At 73.7% G+C, this 19,668-nt stretch carries 16 protein-coding genes and 2 pseudogenes; 13 read left to right on the forward strand and 5 right to left on the reverse strand.

Annotated features, from left to right (window positions below; all coding sequences use genetic code 11):
- Positions 1–73 precede the first annotated feature (73 nt).
- The 3 genes from GBN72_RS13725 to GBN72_RS13735 all read left to right on the forward strand — a co-directional run bounded on the left by GBN72_RS13725 (position 74) and on the right by GBN72_RS13735 (position 2,562).
- Entirely contained in the window at positions 74–967 is an 894-nt protein-coding gene (locus tag GBN72_RS13725) for an acyltransferase (protein WP_151772075.1), read from the forward strand.
- Positions 968–1,070: 103 nt separating this feature from the next.
- Positions 1,071–1,637 carry a YbaK/EbsC family protein gene (locus tag GBN72_RS13730; RefSeq protein WP_151772076.1) on the forward strand — a complete coding sequence of 189 codons (567 nt, stop codon included), beginning with the start codon at positions 1,071–1,073 and terminating at the stop codon, positions 1,635–1,637.
- Positions 1,638–1,899: 262 nt separating this feature from the next.
- Positions 1,900–2,562: a DedA family protein gene (locus GBN72_RS13735; protein WP_151772077.1), complete on the forward strand. Its 663-nt coding sequence runs from the start codon at positions 1,900–1,902 to the stop codon at positions 2,560–2,562.
- Between the two features lie 95 nt (positions 2,563–2,657).
- On the opposite strand, the gene GBN72_RS13740 is transcribed toward GBN72_RS13735, so the two are convergent.
- Entirely contained in the window at positions 2,658–3,308 is a 651-nt protein-coding gene (locus GBN72_RS13740; protein WP_151772078.1) for a TetR/AcrR family transcriptional regulator, read from the reverse strand.
- Positions 3,309–3,461: 153 nt separating this feature from the next.
- Between GBN72_RS13740 and GBN72_RS13745 the strand changes: the two genes are divergently transcribed.
- Both GBN72_RS13745 and GBN72_RS13750 read left to right on the forward strand, forming a co-directional pair.
- The gene (locus GBN72_RS13745) at positions 3,462–4,019 is read left to right on the forward strand and encodes an NAD(P)H-dependent oxidoreductase (RefSeq protein WP_151772079.1); all 558 of its coding nucleotides are present in this window, start codon (positions 3,462–3,464) and stop codon (positions 4,017–4,019) included.
- A 119-nt stretch (positions 4,020–4,138) separates the two neighbouring features.
- Positions 4,139–5,035 carry an oxygenase MpaB family protein gene (locus tag GBN72_RS13750; RefSeq protein ID WP_151772080.1) on the forward strand — a complete coding sequence of 299 codons (897 nt, stop codon included), beginning with the start codon at positions 4,139–4,141 and terminating at the stop codon, positions 5,033–5,035.
- A gap of 149 nt (positions 5,036–5,184) precedes the next feature.
- Here the strand turns inward: GBN72_RS13750 and katG are convergent, their stop codons facing one another.
- Entirely contained in the window at positions 5,185–7,413 is a 2,229-nt protein-coding gene (gene katG / locus GBN72_RS13755) for a catalase/peroxidase HPI (RefSeq protein ID WP_151772081.1), read from the reverse strand.
- A gap of 30 nt (positions 7,414–7,443) precedes the next feature.
- On the reverse strand, positions 7,444–7,878 hold the full coding sequence (locus tag GBN72_RS13760; RefSeq protein WP_151772082.1) for a Fur family transcriptional regulator: 435 nt from the start codon (positions 7,876–7,878) through the stop codon (positions 7,444–7,446).
- A 238-nt stretch (positions 7,879–8,116) separates the two neighbouring features.
- Between GBN72_RS13760 and GBN72_RS13765 the strand changes: the two genes are divergently transcribed.
- The 5 genes and pseudogenes from GBN72_RS13765 (at position 8,117) to GBN72_RS35245 (ending at position 15,050) form a co-directional block, all read left to right on the forward strand.
- Positions 8,117–9,535: a hypothetical protein gene (locus tag GBN72_RS13765; RefSeq protein ID WP_174887136.1), complete on the forward strand. Its 1,419-nt coding sequence runs from the start codon at positions 8,117–8,119 to the stop codon at positions 9,533–9,535.
- Positions 9,536–9,670: 135 nt separating this feature from the next.
- The gene (locus tag GBN72_RS13770; RefSeq protein ID WP_151772083.1) at positions 9,671–10,930 is read left to right on the forward strand and encodes an AAA family ATPase; all 1,260 of its coding nucleotides are present in this window, start codon (positions 9,671–9,673) and stop codon (positions 10,928–10,930) included.
- A 203-nt stretch (positions 10,931–11,133) separates the two neighbouring features.
- Positions 11,134–12,343: pseudogene (locus GBN72_RS13775) on the forward strand (vWA domain-containing protein).
- Positions 12,344–12,553: 210 nt separating this feature from the next.
- Positions 12,554–13,780, forward strand: a pseudogene (locus GBN72_RS13780) (MFS transporter); the annotation flags it as partial.
- 82 nt (positions 13,781–13,862) lie between these two features.
- Positions 13,863–15,050, forward strand: coding sequence for a WGR domain-containing protein (locus tag GBN72_RS35245; RefSeq protein ID WP_246212478.1), 1,188 nt, complete (start codon positions 13,863–13,865; stop codon positions 15,048–15,050).
- 56 nt (positions 15,051–15,106) lie between these two features.
- Here the strand turns inward: GBN72_RS35245 and GBN72_RS13790 are convergent, their stop codons facing one another.
- On the reverse strand, positions 15,107–15,562 hold the full coding sequence (locus GBN72_RS13790; RefSeq protein WP_151772085.1) for a MarR family winged helix-turn-helix transcriptional regulator: 456 nt from the start codon (positions 15,560–15,562) through the stop codon (positions 15,107–15,109).
- Between the two features lie 166 nt (positions 15,563–15,728).
- Here GBN72_RS13790 and GBN72_RS13795 point away from each other — a divergent pair, with 166 nt between their 5' ends.
- Together GBN72_RS13795 and GBN72_RS13800 are read left to right on the forward strand one after the other, a co-directional pair.
- Positions 15,729–16,982, forward strand: a complete 1,254-nt coding sequence (locus GBN72_RS13795) for an MFS transporter (RefSeq protein ID WP_151772086.1) — start codon at positions 15,729–15,731, stop codon at positions 16,980–16,982.
- Positions 16,983–17,044: 62 nt separating this feature from the next.
- A complete protein-coding gene (locus GBN72_RS13800; protein WP_151772087.1) occupies positions 17,045–17,866 on the forward strand; it encodes an aldo/keto reductase in 822 nt (273 codons plus the stop codon).
- A gap of 18 nt (positions 17,867–17,884) precedes the next feature.
- Here GBN72_RS13800 and GBN72_RS13805 read toward each other — a convergent pair whose 3' ends face one another.
- A complete protein-coding gene (locus GBN72_RS13805; RefSeq protein WP_151772088.1) occupies positions 17,885–19,012 on the reverse strand; it encodes a lipid II:glycine glycyltransferase FemX in 1,128 nt (375 codons plus the stop codon).
- A 103-nt stretch (positions 19,013–19,115) separates the two neighbouring features.
- Here GBN72_RS13805 and GBN72_RS13810 point away from each other — a divergent pair, with 103 nt between their 5' ends.
- A complete protein-coding gene (locus tag GBN72_RS13810; RefSeq protein ID WP_151772089.1) occupies positions 19,116–19,541 on the forward strand; it encodes a CoA-binding protein in 426 nt (141 codons plus the stop codon).
- The last annotated feature ends 127 nt before the right edge of the window (positions 19,542–19,668 follow it).

The raw sequence follows: 19,668 nt of genomic DNA on the forward strand, positions 1-19,668 counted from the left end.
GCCACCGCGGCTGGGGTGAAGATCACAGGTCCCCGGCACGACCGCCGTGGCAGGGCCTGGTTACCGTGAGCGGGTGCCCAAGAGCCAGAACTCCCTCACCGCGTGGCGGCGCCGACTGGTGCAGCGCGGCGTCCACGCCGTCTGGGCGTGGGCCCAGCGCGCCGGATCGGTCTCCGCCGAGCAGCCGGGCCGGCTGCGGTTCCGTTCCATCGGTCCGCACAGCAAGCTGGCCTTCCCGCTCGGCACCGTCTTCGGCGAGCCCTGGATCGAGATCGGCTCCTACTGCATCATCGCCGAGCAGGTCACTCTCACCGCCGGCCTGATGCCCGATCTGGACCTCGGTGCAGAGACGATTCTGCGCATCGGGAACGGGGTGGTCCTCGGCCGCGGCAGCCACGTGATCGCCGACACCGCCGTGTCGATCGGCGACGACTGCTACTTCGGGCCGTACGTCTACGTCACCTCCACCAACCACTCGTACGACGACCCGCACCAGCCGATCGGCAAGCAGTGGCCGCGCGCGGAGGCGGTGGATATCGGCCCGGGCTGCTGGATCGGGACCGGGGCGGTGATCCTTCCCGGCGCGCGGATCGGGCGCAACGTGGTGGTCGGCGCGGGGTCGGTCGTGCGGGGCGTGGTGCCCGACCACTCGGTGGTCGTCGGCGCGCCCGCCAAGGTGGTCCGGCGCTGGACCCCCGACCAGGGCTGGCAGCCGCCGCTGCGCACCCCCGCGCCGTCGCCCATCCCCGCCGACTGCACCCCCGAACAGCTGCTGGCGCTGGCCGCGCTGGACGAGGAGACGGTGGCGCGCCTCGCCGCGCTGGGAGAGGAACAGGCCGCGGGGCGCACGGAGGCGGTGGCCGGTGCCTCTGCCGGTACCGGTGTCGGTGCCGCCGCGGCCGCCGGCGACGGCGGCGAGCGGGCCCCGGCGCGCACGGGGCGGACCAGGGAGCCGGCGGGGGAGTGACCCCGGCGCGCCCCGCGTGCCGCACCCGGGCGCCTCGGGCGCCTCGGGCGCCTCGGGCGGCTCGCCGGTGAGTGGGTGCGGGGTGATCGGTTACTGTGCCGCCATGCGCGCACCCGTCGGAACCTTCGAGCACGCCCGCCCCGCCCCCGAGTGCCTGGACGACCTGGTCGCCCCGGTCGCCGACGCCGTCCGGGCGTGGGCCGGCGGCGTTGCGGCGGAGAGCGTCGTCTACGTGGACACCGACCCGGACCTGGCGGACACCGCCGTCTTCGTCGAGCACTACGGGCGCGACCTGCTGGACACGTCGGCCAACTGCGTCGTGGTGGCGGGCAGGCGCGGCGCGGAGACCAGCTACGCGGCCTGCCTGGTGCTCTCCACCACCCGCGCCGACGTCAACGGTGTGGTGCGCCGCCGGCTGGGCGCCCGCAAGGCGTCGTTCGCGCCGATGGAGACGGCGACCGGGCTCACCGGCATGGAGTACGGCGGGATCACCCCGGTCGGGCTGCCGTCCGGGTGGCCGCTGCTGGTGGACCCGGCCGTCGTGGAGCTGCCCTACGTGCTGGTGGGCAGCGGGCGGCGGCGGGGCAAGCTGCTGGTGCCCGGCGAGGCGTTCGCCCGGCTGCCCGGGGCCGAGGTGGTCGAGGGGCTGGGCGTCCCGGCGGCCGGCTGACCGCCGGGCGCCGCCACGGCCGTGGCGGCCCCGGCCCCGGCCCGGGCCGCGCCGCTACGGCGGAGCCGTCCGGCCCGCGTCGTCCCGGCCCGGGTCCACGACCTGCGCGGACCGCGCCCGTGTGTGCGGCGGATGCGCGGGCAGCAGTTGTGGGGAACGCCACCGAGGACGCGGCCGTCCGCGCCGTCGTTCCCGTCCGGCGTTTCCTAGGGTGGAGGGAACGCCCTGTTCCCTTCACGGCCCGCGCGGCTCCGGAGACTCCATGCACCTTTCGTCCTTGGCCGCCGCTCAGCAGGACAAGCCGGGCGGCATCGCCGGCTGGGCCGTCGACCTGGTCGAGAACCTGGGCGGTCCGGGAGCCGGGCTGGCCATCGCGCTGGAGAACCTCTTCCCGCCGCTGCCCAGCGAGGTGATCCTGCCGCTCACCGGCTTCGCCGCCGGGCAGGGCGTGCTCAGCCTGGCCTCCGCGCTGTTCTGGACCACGCTGGGATCGGTGGTCGGGGCGGTGGCCCTCTACTGGATCGGCATCCTCCTCGGACGCCGTCGGCTGTACGCGATCTGGGCCAAGCTGCCGCTGGTGAAGACGTCCGACCTCGAGCGGACCGAGGAGTGGTTCGCCCGGCACGGCACCAAGGCGGTGTTCTTCGGCCGCATGGTGCCGGTCTTCCGCAGCCTGATCTCCGTGCCGGCCGGGCTGGAGCGGATGCCGCTGCCGGTGTTCCTCGGGCTGACCACGCTGGGCAGCCTGATCTGGAACTCGGTGCTGGTGATGGCCGGGTATCTGCTGGGCGACCGCTGGGAGCTGGTCCAGGGGTACGTGGGCGTGCTGTCCAAGGTGGTGCTGGGCGCCGCGGTCGTGGCGCTGGTGGCCTGGATCGTCGTGCGGCTGCGCGAGCGCCGCCGCTCGGGGGCGGACCGCTCCTGAACCGCCTGGAGCTCCTGAACCGCCTGGAGCTCCTGAACGGCCTGGAGCTCCCGAACGGCCTGGACGGGGGGACGCCGCCGGGGAGGGCCTGAGCCTCAGGCGGTCAGGCGGGTGACCAGGTGGTGCCAGGCGTCCTCGACGCGGGTCAGCGTCATGCCGCAGCCGACCGTCAGGTGATGGGTCAGCGAGGTGCCGAGGAAGGCGAGCAGGGTGTGGGCGAGCAGCTCCACGTCGCCCCCGGCGCCGTGCTCGCGCAGCAGATGCGTGAGATGGGTGTGGCGCAGTTGGTGGGGCGGGCTGCTGAGATGGCGCAGCGGGTCCGTCTGCAGGGCCAGGAACAGGTCCTGGTGGCAGGCCTCGTGACGCAGCACGGCCGGGCCGAAGGCGTGCAGCCGCTCCAGCGCGGGGGCGCCCGGGCCCACCGGCGGCGGACCGGAGAGGAACGAGGTCTGGAACTGCCGCTCGCGGTGGTCGAGCAGGGCGATCAGCAGGCCCGTGCGGTCGCCGAAGCGGCGGAAGACGGTGCCCTTGCCGACGCCGGCCGCCTGGGCGACCGCCTCCATGGTGAGGTGCGCCACGCCGTGCTCGCCGAGCAGCCGGGTGGCTGCGTCCAGCAGCCGGGCCCGGTTCCGCGCGGCGTCCGCGCGCAGGCCGCACGGGCCGCTCGAGGCGTCCACCGGCAACCCGGTCGCGGCGTCGGCGACCTGGAGCGGCTCCCCGGTGGGCGGCGGTGCGGCGGTGTCCATGAGCTTCACAGTACCGCAACACAGCCGAAGTGGACCGTGGTCCGGATAGGTGGTACAACTTTGAACGAGGGTTGGTGCGGAGCATCCGCGTCCGGCCCGGCGGTGAGGACGTCTCGCCGCCTCGTCCACGTTCCGCTCATCCAGGGAGTGCTCATGTCCGTCCGCGTCCTCGCTCTTGTCGGTAGCCTCCGTGCCGGCTCGCACAACCGCCAGCTCGCCGAGGCCGCCGCCAAGCACGCCCCCGAGGGCGTGGAGGTGGAGCTCTTCGAGGGTCTGGCCGACGTCCCGTTCTACAACGAGGACATCGACGCCGAGGGCTCGCTGCCCGAGGCCGCCGCCCGCCTGCGTGAGGCCGCCGGCGCGGCCGACGCGCTCCTGTTCTTCACCCCGGAGTACAACGGCACCATGCCGGCCGTGCTGAAGAACGCCATCGACTGGCTGTCCCGTCCGTTCGGCGCGGGCGTCCTGTCCGGCCGTCCGGCCGCCGTCATCGGCACCGCCTACGGCCAGTACGGTGGCGTCTGGGCCCAGGACGAGGCCCGCAAGGCGCTCGGCATCGCCGGCGCCGCGGTGGTCGAGGAGCCCAAGCTGGCCATCGCCGGTTCGGTCGTCCGCTTCGCCGAGCTGCACCCGGCCGACGACACCGAGGCCGTCGCCGGACTGACCGAGGTCCTCGCCCAGGTCGCCGAGCGCACCCGCGCCGCCGCCTGAGCCGCACCGCTCCGCAACCGCCGCGACGGCGGCACGGGTCTCCACCCGTGCCGCCGTCGCGGCGTTCTCCGGACGCCGTCCGGACTGCTCGAGGCTTCCGCACCGCCGTAGGAGACGTCATGACCCTGATACCGCCCCCCGTCACCGCCTCGCAGGTGAGGGCGCCGCTGCCGGGAGGCCCGGTGTGGCGGGTCTTCGGCGACGTGCGCGCCCTGCTGCTGGCGCCGGAACTGCTGCTGCTCCAGGTGGCCCACCCGGTGGTCGGGGCGGGGGTGGCCGACCACAGCAACTTCCGCGCCGAGCCCTGGCCCCGGCTGGGCCGCACCCTGCTGTCGCTCAGCACGGTGATCTACGGCGGCCAGGAGGCGGCGACCGCGGAGGCGCGGCGGCTGATCGGCGTGCACGCCGACATGAAGGGCGTCGACCCGTCCGGGCGCCGGTACCACGCACTGCACCCCGAGGCGTACCACTGGGTGCACGCCACCCTGGTCAAGGCGCCGGTGGACGCGATGCGGATCTTCGGACGGGAGATGGACGAGCGCGCACTCGCCGAGTACTACGGGGAGATGAGGAACGTCGGCCGGGTGTGGGGGCTCAAGGAGCACCACCTGCCGCCGGACTGGGAGGCGTTCGTCGCCTACTACGACTCCATGGTCGCCGAGCGGCTGGAGGCGAACCGGTCCGTGCGGGACGTGCTCGACGCGCTGGCCGCCCCCGCCAGACCCGTCCGGTGGATCCCCGACGCCCTCTGGCGGCCGCTGGGCCGTGCGGCCGGCCGCGCCGCCTTGTTCATCACCGCCGGGGCGCTTCCACCGGTGCTGCGGGAACGTTTCGGCCTGTCCTGGTCCCCGCGGCGGGAGCGGCGGCTGCGGAGATTCGCCCGGGTGGTGCGGGTCCTGGTCGCGCCGCTGCCGGTACGGGCGCGGGTCGCCCTGGGAGGTGTGCTGGCGCGCGAGGCCGAGCGGCGGCGCCGGGCGCTCGAGGCGGCGTCCCGCCCGGCGGGCGCGGACGCCTGACCGCAGGCGGACAGGCAGTGCGGCAACCGGACCGCGGGACGCGGGAACCGGACCGCGGGAACGCCCCCGCCCGGCCCAGGGCCGGACGGGGGCGTTCCTTCACGCCGGATCGATCAGGGAGCCGATCGGGGAGCCGATCGGGCAGCCGATCAGACCAGGTCGAAGCGGTCGGCGTTCATGACCTTGTTCCACGCCTGGACGAAGTCCTGGACGAACTTCTCCTTGGCGTCGTCGCTCGCGTAGACCTCGGCGAGGGCGCGCAGCTCGGAGTTGGAACCGAAGACGAGGTCGGCACGGGTGCCGGTCCACTTCTTCGCACCGGTGGCCTCGTCGAAGGCCTCGTACAGGTTGTTCTCGCCGTCCACCGGCTTCCACGTCGTGCCCAGGTCGAGCAGGTTGACGAAGAAGTCGTTGGTGAGCTTGCCCGGGGCGTCGGTGAGGACACCGAGCTCCGCGCCCTGGTAGTTGGCGCCGAGGACGCGCAGACCGCCGACCAGGACGGTCATCTCGGGGGCGCTCAGGCCCAGCAGGTTGGCGCGGTCGACCAGCAGGTGCTCGGCGGGCAGGCGGTTGGCCTTGCCGAGGTAGTTGCGGAAGCCGTCCGCCTTGGGCTCGAGGGCGACGAAGGACTCGACGTCCGTCTGCTCCTGGGTGGCGTCGACACGGCCCGCGGTGAACGGGACCTCGATCTCGAAGCCGGCCTCCTTGGCGGCCAGCTCGACGCCGACGGCGCCGGCCAGGACGATGACGTCGGCCAGGGAGACCTGCTTGCCGCCGGAGAGGGAGGCGTTGAAGGACTCCTGGACGCCCTCGAGCGTGCTCAGCACGGTCTTGAGCTTCGCCGGCTCGTTGACCTCCCAGTCGGCCTGCGGCTGGAGGCGGATGCGGGCGCCGTTGGCGCCGCCGCGCTTGTCGCTGCCGCGGAAGGAGGACGCGGAGGCCCACGCGGTGGACACCAGCTGCGAGACCGTCAGACCCGACTCGGCGATCTTGGCCTTGAGGGCCTTGACGTCGGCCTCGTCGACGAGCTCGGAGGTGCGCTCCGGCAGCGGGTCCTGCCAGATCAGGACCTCGGACGGGACCTCGGGGCCGAGGTACCGCACGGCCGGGCCCATGTCACGGTGGGTGAGCTTGAACCAGGCGCGGGCGAACGCGTCGGCGAAGGCGCGCTCGTCCTCCAGGAAGCGGCGCGAGATCTCCTCGTAGACCGGGTCCAGGCGCAGCGCGAGGTCGGTGGTGAACATGATCGGCTGGTGCCGGACGCCCTCGAGGTGGGCGTCGGGGACGACCTTGCCCGCGCCGTGCTTCGGACGCCACTGCAGGGCGCCGGCGGGGCTGTGGAACTGCTCCCACTCGTAGCCGAACAGGATCTTGAAGTACTCGTTGTCCCACTTGGTGGGCTCGTAGGTCCAGGCGCCCTCGAGACCGGAGGTCACGGTGTCCGCGCCCTTGCCGGTGCCGTGGCTGTTGCGCCAGCCCAGGCCCTGCTCCTCGAGGCCGGCCGCCTCCGGGTCGTCGCCGACCGCGTCCGCCGGGCCGTTGCCGTGCGCCTTGCCGAAGGTGTGGCCACCGGCGATCAGGGCGACGGTCTCCTCGTCGTTCATCGCCATGCGGCGGAACGTCTCGCGGATGTCGCGGGCGGCGGCGAGCGGGTCGCCGTTGCCGTTGGGGCCCTCGGGGTTGACGTAGATCAGACCCATCTGGACCGCGGCGAGGGGCTCCTCGAGGTCACGGTCGCCGGAGTAGCGCTCGTCGGCGAGCCAGGTGGTCTCCGGGCCCCAGTACACGTCCTCGTCGGGCTCCCACACGTCCGCGCGGCCGCCGGCGAAGCCGAACGTCTCGAAGCCCATCGACTCCAGGGAGACGTTGCCCGCGAGGACCATCAGGTCGGCCCAGGAGATGGCCTTGCCGTACTTCTTCTTGACCGGCCACAGCAGACGGCGGGCCTTGTCCAGGTTGACGTTGTCCGGCCAGCTGTTCAGCGGCGCGAAGCGCTGCTGACCGGCGCCCGCGCCACCGCGGCCGTCGGTGATGCGGTAGGTGCCGGCGCTGTGCCACGCCATGCGGATCATGAACGGGCCGTAGTGGCCGTAGTCCGCCGGCCACCAGTCCTGCGACTCGGTGAGGAGCGCGGCGATGTCCTGCTTGACGGCGGCGAGGTCGAGGTTCTTGAACGCCTCGGCGTAATCGAAGTCCTCACCCAGCGGGTTGGCGACCGCGGGGTTCTTGGCGAGGATCTTGAGGTTGAGCCGCTCCGGCCACCACTGGCGGTTGCCGCCGCCCGCGGTCGGGTGCGGGGCGCGCGCGCCGTGCGCGACGGGGCAGCCGCCCGTCTCCGCCTTCGGCTCGGTGACGATGGCGTCGTGGTTCTCAGTCATGTCCGTCCTTCTGGATCAGGCGATCACGGCTCAGGTGCTGCGAGCTGTGGAACAGGCGGGGCACAGGCCCCAGTACGTCACCTCGGCCTCTTCGATGACGAAGCCGTGGTTCTGGGAGGCGGTCAGGCAGGGCGCCTGACCGACCGCGCAGTCCACGTCGGCGACGGTGCCGCAGGAGCGGCAGACGACGTGGTGATGGTTGTCCCCGACGCGGCCCTCGTACCGGGCCGGGCTGCCGGCCGGTTCGATGCGGCGGACCAGACCGGCGGCCGTCAGCGCGTGCAGCGCCTCGTAGACGGCCTGGGTGGAGACGTGGCCCACCCGCTCGCGTACGCCGGAGGCGATCGCCTCGACACCGAGGTGATCACCGGCCCTGACGGTTTCGAGCAGCGCGACGCGAGCTGCCGTCACCCGCAGGCCGGCACCGCGCAGTTCCTCGGCGGGCGAGGCGGGGTTTGCGGTCATGACGTCGAACCCTACATCCCTTGAGGCGATAGGTACAGAAAGACGAATGATTCAAGTTTAGTGCCAGTGTTCATGTCGCTCTTTGTCCATTATTGACATATTTATCGACCCCTGGGGAGCTGCCGCGAGCGGCGGTGAAAAACACCTGACGAGCCGTCGGCCGGGCGGTATGGTTCCCGGCGATGACGACTCACACCCTTCACAGATGGGGGGTCCCGTCCGCGCAAGGTGAGTGCTGATGCCCACCCACAACGCGAACGGACGACTCACCCTCTGGCGGCGCGTGCGGGCCTACGCCGTGCCGCCCTCCATGATCGGGACCGCGACCGCCCGGCGCCGGGCCGGCGACTGGGCCGGCGCCTGCGCCGCCGCGCGGGTCGACGTGGACCTCGACCCGCGGACCGTCTCCCGCCGGTACGGCCAGGAGTTCGCGGCCCTGCTGCGGACCGACCTGCGCCGCCTCGCACCCGATCTGCTGCGCTGGCACCTGCCGAGGATCGCCCCGGACGGACTGCTGCGCCCCGGCCTGACCGTGCCGCTCGCCCGGTACGACGGGGCGGGCGCCGACGGCCGGAGCCCGATCCGGCTGGTGGTCCGCACCGCCCCCGCGTGGGCGGACGCAGGGCAACGGATCTCCCTCGCCCTGTGGGACCCGTCCGCCCGGGACGCCGCCTCCCACCGTCACCCGCATCCCGTGCCGAGCCGCCGCCACCGCCTGGACCTGCACCGTCACCTCTGGGACGCGGACCGGGCCGGTGAGCTGCGTGCCCGGTCCGGGGCCGGGGCCGCGGCCGGCGGGGAACGCGCAGGGCGGGCCCCCTGGCCCGAGCCGGTGCGGCTGCTCCCGCCGGAACGCCGGTACGCCGTCGGCCGCTGGGCGGACGAGGCCGGTGTCCTGCTGGCCGAGGAACACCGTGCGGCCGGAAGCGTCCTGGTCCGGCTCGGGGGCCGCGCCCGGCTGGTGCTGGACGTGGCACGCGACGGCGGCGGCGCCTGGCGGATCACCGGCGCCCGGCACCCGCGCGGCTCCACCACCGCCCTGCCGGTGCTGCCGGACGCGGCGACCTGGATCCCCCCGGACCTCGACCTGCTGGCCGCCGGCCTGATCGGGCCGCACGAACTGCATCCGCTGGTCGCCCTCGCGCTGGTGCCCGGACACCACCCGGCGCCTGCACCGTCCGCCGCCCCGGCGCGCCGGGCGGGGGAGCCCGGGGTGGTGGAGTGCCGCGGCGCGCTCCACCGGATCGCCCCGGTCGACGGCGTCCTGGTGCCGCTGGACCACGACCCCGCGGAACTGCGTCGCGAGGAACTGCTGGCCGCCCTGGGCGGACCGCCGATGCCCTGCCTGCGGGCCGTCGACGAGGCCCACCGCAGCCCGGAGTGCCTGCCGGGCGTGCGGGAACGCCTCGCCCACGGGGACGTCGACGGGGCGCTGGACGTCGTCACGGCGCTGCTCGGTCCCCAAGCCGTGTTGCGCGCAGGGGAGTTGCTCGACGAACTCGATGCCGCCGTCGAGCAGCGGGCCGTCCACGGCATGTTCCGGGCGGGACTGGCCGAGCGGCTGCACGGCGTCCCCCGGCACGTCCTGGGTGCTCCGCTCACCGATTCCTACCGCCGCGCCGTGCGGCGGCGCGCGCTGGACCCCGCCCGCCGCTGAGCGCCGCCCGCGCCCCTCCGTGTCCCCGGCGTCCGCCGTCCGCCGTCCGCCGTCCGTCATCCGTCATCCGTCATCCGCCGTCCGCCACCGCCGTGACGTTCCGTCATGTCCCGCCACGCCTCGAAGGAGTTCATCATGATCACGACGACCCTGCCCTCCGCCCCCTCTGCCGCTGCCTCCGGCGCCCCGCTCGACGTCGCCTCCGCGCTGCTCGCCCTGCTCGGGGACACCGCCACCGAACCGCGCCGTGACCTGCAGCTGGAGGCGCTCACCCTGGCGGTCGCCGCCGACCTCCCGGTGCTGCTGTGGGGCGAACCGGGGATCGGCAAGACCGCGGCCCTCACCCAGCTCGCGACCGCCCTCGAACTGCCGCTGACCACCGTCATCGCCAGCGTCCACGAACCGTCCGACTTCTCCGGCCTGCCCGTCGTAGGGGACGATCCCGCGGCCCAGGGCGTGCCGATGGCCCCGCCGGACTGGGCGGTCCGCCTGGTGCGGCAGGGCCACGGGCTGCTCTTTTTGGACGAGCTGTCCACCGCGCCGCCCGCCGTGCAGGCGGCCCTGCTCCGGCTCGTGCTGGAACGACGCGTCGGCGCCCTGCGGCTGCCGCCCGGCATCCGCATCGTCGCCGCGGCCAACCCGCGCGCCTCCGCCGCCGACGGATGGGAACTCAGCGCGCCCCTGGCCAACCGGTTCGTGCACCTCCAGTGGGTGCACGACCCCGAGGTGGTGGTCCGCGGCCTCGGCGGAGTGTGGCCCCGCGCCACCCTGCCCCGGCTCGACGCCGCCGAGCTGCCCGGCGCGGTCGGACTCGCCCGGCGCGCGGTGTGCGGGCTGCTGACCGGCCGGCCCGGACTGGTCCACCAACTGCCGGCCAACGAGGCCCGCCGCGGCGGGGCCTGGCCCTCGCCCCGCACCTGGGAGATGACGCTGCGGCTGATCGCCTTCGCCACCGCCGCCGGGGCCGACCGGGACGTGCTGTCGCTGCTGGTCAGGGGAACGGTGGGGGACGGACCCGGGCTGGAGCTGCTGGCGAGCATGGACCGGATGGACCTGCCGGACCCGGAGGACGTGCTCGCCGATCCCGAGGGGGCCGAGCTGCCGCAGAGGGGCGACCTCAGGCAGGCGGTGCTGGACGGCGTGGTGGCCGTGGTGCGCAACCGGCCGACCAGGGAGCGCTGGGACGCCGCCTGGACGCTGCTGGTACGGGCCATGGAGAGCGGCGCCCCCGACCTGGTGGTGGTCCCGGCGAGCACGCTGGCGTCGCTGCGGCGCGACGAGTGGGACGTGCCGCAGGCGATCGAGCGGCTGGCGGGGGTGGTGGGTATCTCCCGCCGCGCCGACCGGGCGGCGGCACGGGTGGCCGGTGGCGCGAAGGCGAAGGTGACGCGGTGAGACCGAGCGACACGCCGACCCCGAGCGACACGCCGCACCCGGCCGTCGCGGCGCGCGGCGCGCAGGGGGAGGCGGCGGCGGCTCTCCCCGGCGCCACCGCGAAGCCGAGTGACCTGGCCGGGCGCAGGCGGGGGCCCGCCTCGGGCACGGCGCGGCCCGCGGCGGCTCCACGGCCGGCGCCGGCGCCGGCCGAGCGTGGGACGCTGGACCTCGACAAGCTGTACGCGGCCCGGCTCCAGGCCGCCCGGGCCCGGCCCTACCTGGCCGCGGCGCTCCACGCGCTGCACGTGGTGGAGTCGTGGGAGGTCCCCACCATGGGGGTCGACCGCCACTGGCGCTGCTACGCCTCCCCGGCGTTCGTGGACCGCCTGCCCGTCGAGGAACTGGCGTCCGTCTGGGTGCACGAGGTCTCCCACCTGCTCCGCGACCACCACGGGCGCGGCGACCGGGTGGCCCGGGCACGCGGCCTGACCGGCCCCGGGGACCGGCTGCGGATGAACATCGCCGCCGACTGCGAGATCAACGACGACGCCTTCGGCGACGGCCTGCTCACGCCCACCGGGGCCGTCACCCCGCGGCTGCTGGGCATGCCGGAGGGCGGCGTGATGGAGGACTACCTGGACCGGTTCCGGCTCAAGCGGTACACCCTCCACCTCACCTGGCTGGACTGCGGCAGTGGCGCGGACGGGATGGCCCGCCCGTGGGAGCTCGGACCCGAGGGGGCGCACGGCCTGACCGCCCAGGAACGCGACGCCGTGCGCTTCCGGGTCGCGCAGGGCATCACCGGCCTGCCCGGAGACGCCCCCGCGGGATGGCGGCGGTGGGCGGAGGAGGTCTTCCACCCGCCGCAGCCGTGGCGGGCGCTGCTGGGCGCGGCGATCCGTTCGGCGGTCACCGGCTCCGGCGGCCGGGCAGGACTACACCTACGGACGCCCCTCGCGCCGCTCCGCCGGGCTGCCCGGGGTCGTCCTGCCGAGCCTGCGCCGCCGCCCGCCGCGGGTGACGGTGGTCGTCGACACCTCCGGCTCGGTGAGCGACGCGGAACTCGGCAGCGCGCTGCTGGAGGTGACCGCCATCTCGCGCGCGGTGGGCGGCCGGCGGGACCTGGTGTCCGTGGTCAGCTGCGACGCGGCGGCCACGAAGGTGGGCCCGCTGTGCCGGGGTGAGGGCATCACGCTGCTAGGCGGAGGCGGCACGGACCTGCGCGAGGGGTTCGCGACGGCACTGGAGGCACGGCCGCGCCCGGACGTCGTCGTCGCGCTGACCGACGGTCAGACCCCGTGGCCCGACCACCGTCCGCCCTGCCGCACGGTGGTGGGCCTCTTTCCCCGCGCGCCGTCGTACTCGGAGGACAACCCCGATTACGTCCCCGACCTCCCGCCGGACTGGGCTCGGGTGGTGGAGATCGGTTAGGGCTGCATCGGCCAGGGGCCGCTCGGGCCGGTCCGGCCGCTTTGGCCGCGCCGTACCGGCGGGAAGTAAAAAGCGGGTCAGGGGTCCGCCAACTCCCTTTGAGGGAGGCCCCCCTCCACCTCGTTAGATGTATGTTGCACCTAACTGTTCGGGTCCCGCCCTCGCGGCAGTCGGTCGCGTGGCCCGCAGAACCGGAAAGGACACCGCATCATGAGCGCGCCGTCAGGGGAGACCGGGAGCCCGTTCCGACAGCCCAGAGCGGTGTGGGCCGTCGCGTTCGCCTGCGTCATCTCCTTCATGGGCATCGGCCTGGTCGACCCGATCCTGCCCGCCCTCGCGGAGAACCTCCACGCCTCCGCGAGCCAGGTCTCGCTGCTGTTCAGCAGCTATCTGATCGTCACCGCCGTCGCCATGCTGTTCGTCGGCTGGATCTCCAGCAGGATCGGCGCCAAGCGCACCCTGGTGGTCGGGCTGGCCGTCATCGTGGTCTTCGCGGCGCTCGCCGGCGCGACCGACTCCATCAACGGCATCGTCGGCTTCCGGGCCGGCTGGGGCCTGGGCAACGCCATGTTCATCGCCACCTCGCTGGCCGTGATCGTGGCCTCGGCGAGCGGCGGCTTCGGCGGCGCGATCATCCTCTACGAGACCGCCCTGGGCCTCGGTATAGCCGTGGGGCCGCTGCTCGGCGGTGTCCTCGGCGACATCAGCTGGCGGGGCCCGTTCTTCGGCGTCGCCGTCCTCATGGCCCTCGCGCTGATCGCGACCGTCGTCCTCGTCCCGTCGACGCCACGGCCCGAACGCCCCACCTCGCCGATCGCGCCGCTGAAGGCACTGCGGCACCGCGGGCTGCTGACCATGGGACTGATGGCCCTGCTCTACAACTGGGGCTTCTTCACCATGCTGGGCTACGCCCCGTACCCGATGGAGCTGGAGGCCTTCGACCTCGGCCTGGTCTTCACCGGCTGGGGCCTGCTGGTGGCCGCCTTCAGCGTGCTGGTCGCCCCGCGGCTGCAGGCCAGGTTCGGCACCGCGCCGGTGCTCTACGCCAACCTGGTCTGCCTGGGCGCGCTGATGGCGGTCGTCGCCGTCGGCGTCGACACCCCGGTCGTGGTGATCGTCGCGGTGATCGCCAGCGGGGCGTTCATCGGGATCAACAACACCCTCACCACCCAGGCCGTCATGCTGGTCTCGCCGGTCGAGCGGCCGGTGGCCTCCTCCGCCTACGGGTTCGTGCGGTTCATCGGTGGTGGTCTGGCGCCGTACGTGGCGGGCAGGATCGCCGAGGCGACCGATCTGTCGATGCCGTTCTACGTCGGTGCCGTCGCCTTCCTGCTGGCCGTGCCGGTCCTGGCCACCGGACACCGGCTGGTGCGGGACGCCGAGCGGCCGCGGGAGAAGACGGTGCCCGTCGAGCCGGCGGTGACCGCGGTGGGCGCGTAAAGGTGCAAGCCGGTGCACCCCGGTTCACGCCGGTGCACCCCGGGCAGGCCGTCACCCCGCCCGCCTGCACACTGTCCGGATGGAGACGGAGAACGTGGTGGGGCAGTGGCGGCGGTTCGAGCGGACCGCCGACGGCCGGACCGAGTACCGGGAGGTCCGGCAGGAGGGCATCCGCTGTCTCCTGCGGTGGGGCGCCGTCGGCGGCAGCGGCCGGGCGATGACGGTCACCCGTGACGACGTGGCGGACGCCGGACGCCATGCCGCGCGCAAGGCGCGGGAGTACTTGCGCAAAGGCTTCGCCGAGGTGGAGGCCGGGGGCGGTGGGCCGGCCGAGGGGTCGGTCGACGGGTCGATCGACCCGTCGACCGACGGAGTGGCCGGTGGGCCGGCCGAGGCCCGGCCCGGGGCCGGTCGTGGAGTCGGTTCCGAGGCCGGGGCCCGGAAGGGAGCCGGGGCCGGGACCCCGGACGGGGCGTGGGGCGGGACTCCGGACGAGGCATGCGGCAGGACTCCGGGCGGGGCGGGGGGCGGGTCCGGGGCGGCCCGCCCGGAACTCCGGCCCGTGCTCGACGTCCTGCCGGGCGGCGACGCCTTCCTGCCCGTGGCGGGCTTCGACGGGATCCACCGCCGTCGCCGTCCGGCGCTCGATCCGACCGCCGGCTTCCACGAGTACCTGGTCCTCCGCGACGGCGGGCGCGGTGCGATCAGCTTCAACGTGCGGGCCGCCTCGCACGACCCCGAGGCGGTCGGGGCGTTCCTCGGCTTCCTCGACACCCGCCGCGACCTGCCGTTCGACGGCGGCTCGCACCACAAGCTCCGGCTGACCGCCCCGGTGGGGCGGTTCACGCACGCGCTGCTCTGCTCGCCGGCCCTCGGCCGGTCGCACCACGCCTTCCCGGGCATCGCGGACCGCGTCGCGAGCGCCTGCCCCGTCTTCGACTGCGAGATCGGCGACGCCGACACCGAGGTGCTGGCCGACGCCCGCATCCACGGCCACGGGGCGGTGCGCCGGGCGGAGTGGGACCGCGAACCTCGGCCGGTGGTCGACCTCCGGTTCGACGTCCAGCCCTCCTTCCACGCCCCGGCGAGGAAGAAGTTCCTGGTCTGCAAGGCCGAGGACCTGCGGAGTCTGCTCTCGGCGCTCCCCGGGGCAAGCGTGGAGAGCTGGCTCGAGGTCCGCTCGTTCCGCGGCGAGGTCCGGCGGTTCACGCCCCGCACGGCCCCGGCGTACGAGGACCTGCTCCCGTTCCTCCTGGGCGCGATCTGAACCTTTGCGTGCGTGCGTGCGTGCGAGCGTGCGTCCGACCGACGGGAGGTGACCCGTCAGACGGTGGTGCGCGCGGTCTCCACCACCCGCACCAGAGGCTCCAGCCGGGGATCGCCGGCCGCCTCGTCCAGCGCCTCGCGCAGCGCCGCGTCATGGGTGGGCCGGGCCTCGGCGAGCAGGGTGAGACCGGCCTCGGAGACGTTCGTGTAGATGCCGCGCCGGTCGGTGGGGCAGAGGTAGCGCGCCAGCAGGCCGCGGTCCTCCAGCCGGGTCACCAGGCGCGTGGTCGCGCTCTGGCTCAGCACCACGGCGTCCGCCACCTGCTTCATCTGGAGGTGGCCGCCCTCCCCGTCGTGCTGCCGGCTGAGCACGTCCAGCAGGGAGTACTCCCGCGCGCTCAGACCGTGCCGCTGCAGGGCGCGCTCGAGGTGGGACTCGATCCTGCCGTGCAGGAGGGAGAGCGCGCACCAGCCGTCGGCGAGGGCGGTGAGCGAGGGGTCGGTCGCGGTCACGCTGACCTCCTACTCGGCTTCCGGGCGGACCTTTCCGCGGGGCGACTCAATCCTTCCATACGACGGTTGCCTCGGGCCAGGATTAGCCCGCGCTTGCAATTATCAAGCGTGTGCAATTATTGTTCTCGCCTGTTACCGCCCCCCACAACGACTGGGAGATCTCCCCATGCCTCTCGCGCTCCTGGCCCTGGCCATCGGGGCCTTCGGGATCGGCACCACCGAGTTCGTCATCATGGGCGTGCTGCCCCAGGTGGCGGACGACTTCGGCGTCTCCATCCCCACCGCCGGCTGGCTGGTGACGGGCTACGCGCTCGGCGTCGTCGCCGGAGCCCCGCTGCTGACCGTGCTCGGCACCAAGGTCTCCCGCAAGAAGATGCTGATGTTCCTGATGGCGCTCTTCGTCGTCGGCAACGCGCTCTCGGCGGTCGCCCCGACCTTCGCCCTGATGCTGGCGGGCCGGATCGTCGCCTCGCTGGCGCACGGCGCCTTCTTCGGGATCGGCTCCGTGGTGGCCGCCGACCTGGTCGCCCCGCACAGGCGGGCCTCGGCGATCTCGCTGATGTTCATGGGCCTGACCGTGGCCAACGTCGTCGGCGTCCCGGGCGGCACCTACCTCGGTCACGCCGCCGGCTGGCGGATCACCTTCGGCGCGGTCGCCGCGCTCGGTGTGATCGGGCTGCTCGGCGTCGCCAGGCTGGTGCCCGGGAGCGGGCGCCCGCCGGCCGCCGACGTCCGGGCCGAGTTCGCCGCCTTCCGCAACGTGCAGGTGTGGCTGGCGATGGCGATGACCGTGCTCGGCTACGGGGGCGTCTTCGCCGCCGTCACCTACATCACGCCGATGATGACCGAGGTCACCGGCTACGCGGAGGCCTCCGTCACCTGGCTGCTGGTCCTGTTCGGCGTCGGCATGTTCCTCGGCAACCTGGCCGGCGGGAAGCTCGCCGACCGCGCGCTGATGCCGATGCTGTTCACCGCCCTCGCCGCGCTCTCCGTGACGCTGCTGCTCTTCACCTTCACCGCGCACCACAAGGTGCTCGCCGCCGTCACCCTGACGCTGATTGGCGCCCTCGGCTTCGCCACCGTGCCGCCGCTGCAGAAGTGGGTGCTGGACCAGGCGTCCGCCGCGCCCACCCTGGCTTCCGCCGCCAACATCGGCGCCTTCAACCTGGGCAACGCGCTGGCCGCGTGGCTGGGTGGCCTGGTGATCGCCGGCGGCCTCGGCTGGACCGCCCCGAACTGGGTCGGCGCCGTCCTGGCCGCGGTCGCCCTCCTGCTGTCCCTGCTCGCCGCCCGCCTCGACCGGCGCGGCCACGGCGACACCGCCGGGCGGGTCGTCGCCGGTTCCGGCCCGGACACCGGCACCGACCTCCCTGGCGGCGGCACGGGCTCATCGGACAAGCTCGAGCCGGCACGGTTGTGACCCCCTCGTTCCCCCGGTCCCGTCCGTTCCCACCCGTACACGTACTCACCACAGGAAGCACCATGACCTCCCTTCCCGCCCTCACCCTCAACAACGGCGTCTCGATCCCCCAGCTGGGCTTCGGCGTCTACCAGGTCCCCGAGGAGGACACGACGACGGTCACCGCCGCCCTCCGGGCCGGCTACCGTTCCATCGACACCGCCGCGGCCTACGGCAACGAGGCCGGCGTCGGCAAGGCGATCGCCGGGTCCGGTATCGCCCGCGAGGAACTGTTCGTCACCACCAAGGTCTGGAACACCGACCAGGGCTACGACGCCACCCTGCGTGCCTTCGACGAAAGCCTGGCCCGGCTCGGCCTCGACCACGTCGACCTCTACCTGATCCACTGGCCCGTCCCGGCCCAGGACCGTTACCTCGACACCTGGCGCGCCATCGAGCGGCTGACCGCCGACGGCCGCATCCGCGCCGCGGGCGTCTCCAACTTCCAGCCCGCGCACCTGCGCCGGCTCCTCGACCACAGCTCGCTGGTCCCGGCCGTCAACCAGATCGAGCTGCACCCGGCGTTCCAGCAGACCGAACTGCGCGAGCTGCACGCCGAACTGGGCATCGCCACCGAGGCGTGGAGCCCGCTGGCCAGGGGAGTGGTGCTGGACGACGAGGCGATCACCACACTCGCCGAGCGCCACGGCAAGTCGCCCTCGCAGATCGTGCTGCGCTGGCACCTGCAGCTCGGCAACATCGTGATCCCCAAGTCGGTCACCCCGTCGCGGATCGCGGAGAACATCGACGTCTTCGACTTCGCCCTCACCGACGAGGAGATGGCCTCCCTCGCCTCCCTCGACCGGGGGCTGCGCACCGGCCCCGACCCGGACACCTTCAACTGACGTGAGGCGTACGCCGCGTCAGCCGCCGCGGTGGGCGATGTAGAGGTCGAGTGCCTTGTGGAGAACCTTGCTGATCGGGAAGTCCCACTCCCCGAGGTACTCGACCGCCTGCCCGCCCGTGCCGAGGCGGTGGCGCAGCTGCGCCAGATGCAGTTCGTCACCCGCCACGGCATCCGTGATACCGCGCAGGTCGTAGACGCTCGCCCCCATCTCATGGGCGTCCGCCATCATCCGCCACTGCAGCGCATGGTCGGGGAACACGTCCGTACGGTTGTGTGGCGAGGCCCCATAGGCGTGCCATACATGGTCGCCGACGGCGAGCATCAGGGCGGCGGCCTGGTCCACGCCCTCGTGGCGGGCACGGTAGAGCCGCATCCGGTCGGGGTGCTCGTTGCGCAGGGCGATCCACATCCGCTGGAAGTAGGAGAGCGGGCGCGGGATGAAGCCGTCGCGCTCGGCGGTCTCCGCGTAGAGCCGGTGGAAGGCGCCCAGGTCCTCGTAACCGCCCCGCACCACCTCCACCCCGGCCCGCCACGTCTTCTTCGCGCTGCGCCGCCACTCCGGACTGAAGCCCTGCTGGACGTCCCGGAGCGGCCGGCCGCAAAACGGCACCTGGAACACGTACCGGGGCTGGTTGACGGCCGCGCTGTCCTCCCCCTCGGCGGTGACCGGGCGCCAGCCCAGCCCCTGGAGCCGCTCGGCGAGCTCCCGCGCCGCCGGGTTCTCCTCGGAGGGCGGCACGTCCCGCAGCCACCGGGTCTCCGGGTCGGCGACCGCGGCCCGCACCGCGGCGGCGTCCCAGCGGCGCACGACGACCGGCGGGCCCATCCGCACGGTGAAGGCGCCGAGGTCGCTCAGGTACGCGGTCATCGGCCGCAGCCACTCCCCGAGGTCCGCCGCCGACCAGTCGAGGACCGGGCCCTCGGGCAGATAGGCGAGGTACCGCCGGACCTTCGGCAGCGGCCGCAGCAGCACCAGCCCGGCCCCGACCAGCCGGCCGTCGCCGTCGAACCAGCCGAGCGAGGCCGGACGCCAGTCGCTCTTCACCTCGCCCCAGGAGGGAATCTGCAGGTGGCTCACCGACGTCCGCCGGGCGACGAAGGCCAGGTGCTCCTCACGGGTGATCGCTCGCAGGCGGTACTTCATGGCGGTGCAGCGCTCCTTTGTTCGAGCACCAGCGTATGCGGAGGGAATGCCGCCGCGTCCCGGGCCGTTCGCCAGGTACGACGTCCGACGACGAGGAGGAACCATGAGCGACGCCCCGGACACGGCTGAGGTCACCGCCACGGCCCGCAGGATCCTGACCGACCTGGGCGACACCTGGGCCGTCGTGGGCCTCTCCAACAACACCGACCGCGCCGCCTACGGCGTGGCCCAGGTGCTGCAGCGCATCGGCAAGCGCGTGGTGCCGGTGCACCCGAAGGCGGAGACGGTGCACGGGGAGCAGGGCTATCCCTCGCTGGACGCGATCCCCTTCGACGTCGACGTGGTCGACGTGTTCGTGCGCTCCGACCTGGCCGGCGAGGTCGCCGACGAGGCGGTCGCGATCGGCGCCAAGGCGGTGTGGTTCCAGCTCGGGGTCGTCGACGAGGCGGCCTACGACCGGGTGCGGGAGGCGGGCCTCGACATGGTGATGGACCGGTGCCCGGCGATTGAATACAAGTCCCCAAGTTAAGGGACGCCGGAAGGAGCGGTAGGCCCGCCCCCGTCGCGGGCCGCATGCCGCGGGCAGGCCGCGGAACGCTCCGACGGCTTCGCCGTGCTCGCGGGCACGGCGGCGACCGCTCCAGCGGTGTGTCCCT

Origin of the sequence: Streptomyces abyssomicinicus (genome assembly GCF_008974245.1) — a bacterium.
In the GTDB taxonomy this organism is placed as follows: Bacteria; Actinomycetota; Actinomycetes; order Streptomycetales; family Streptomycetaceae; genus Streptomyces; species Streptomyces abyssomicinicus.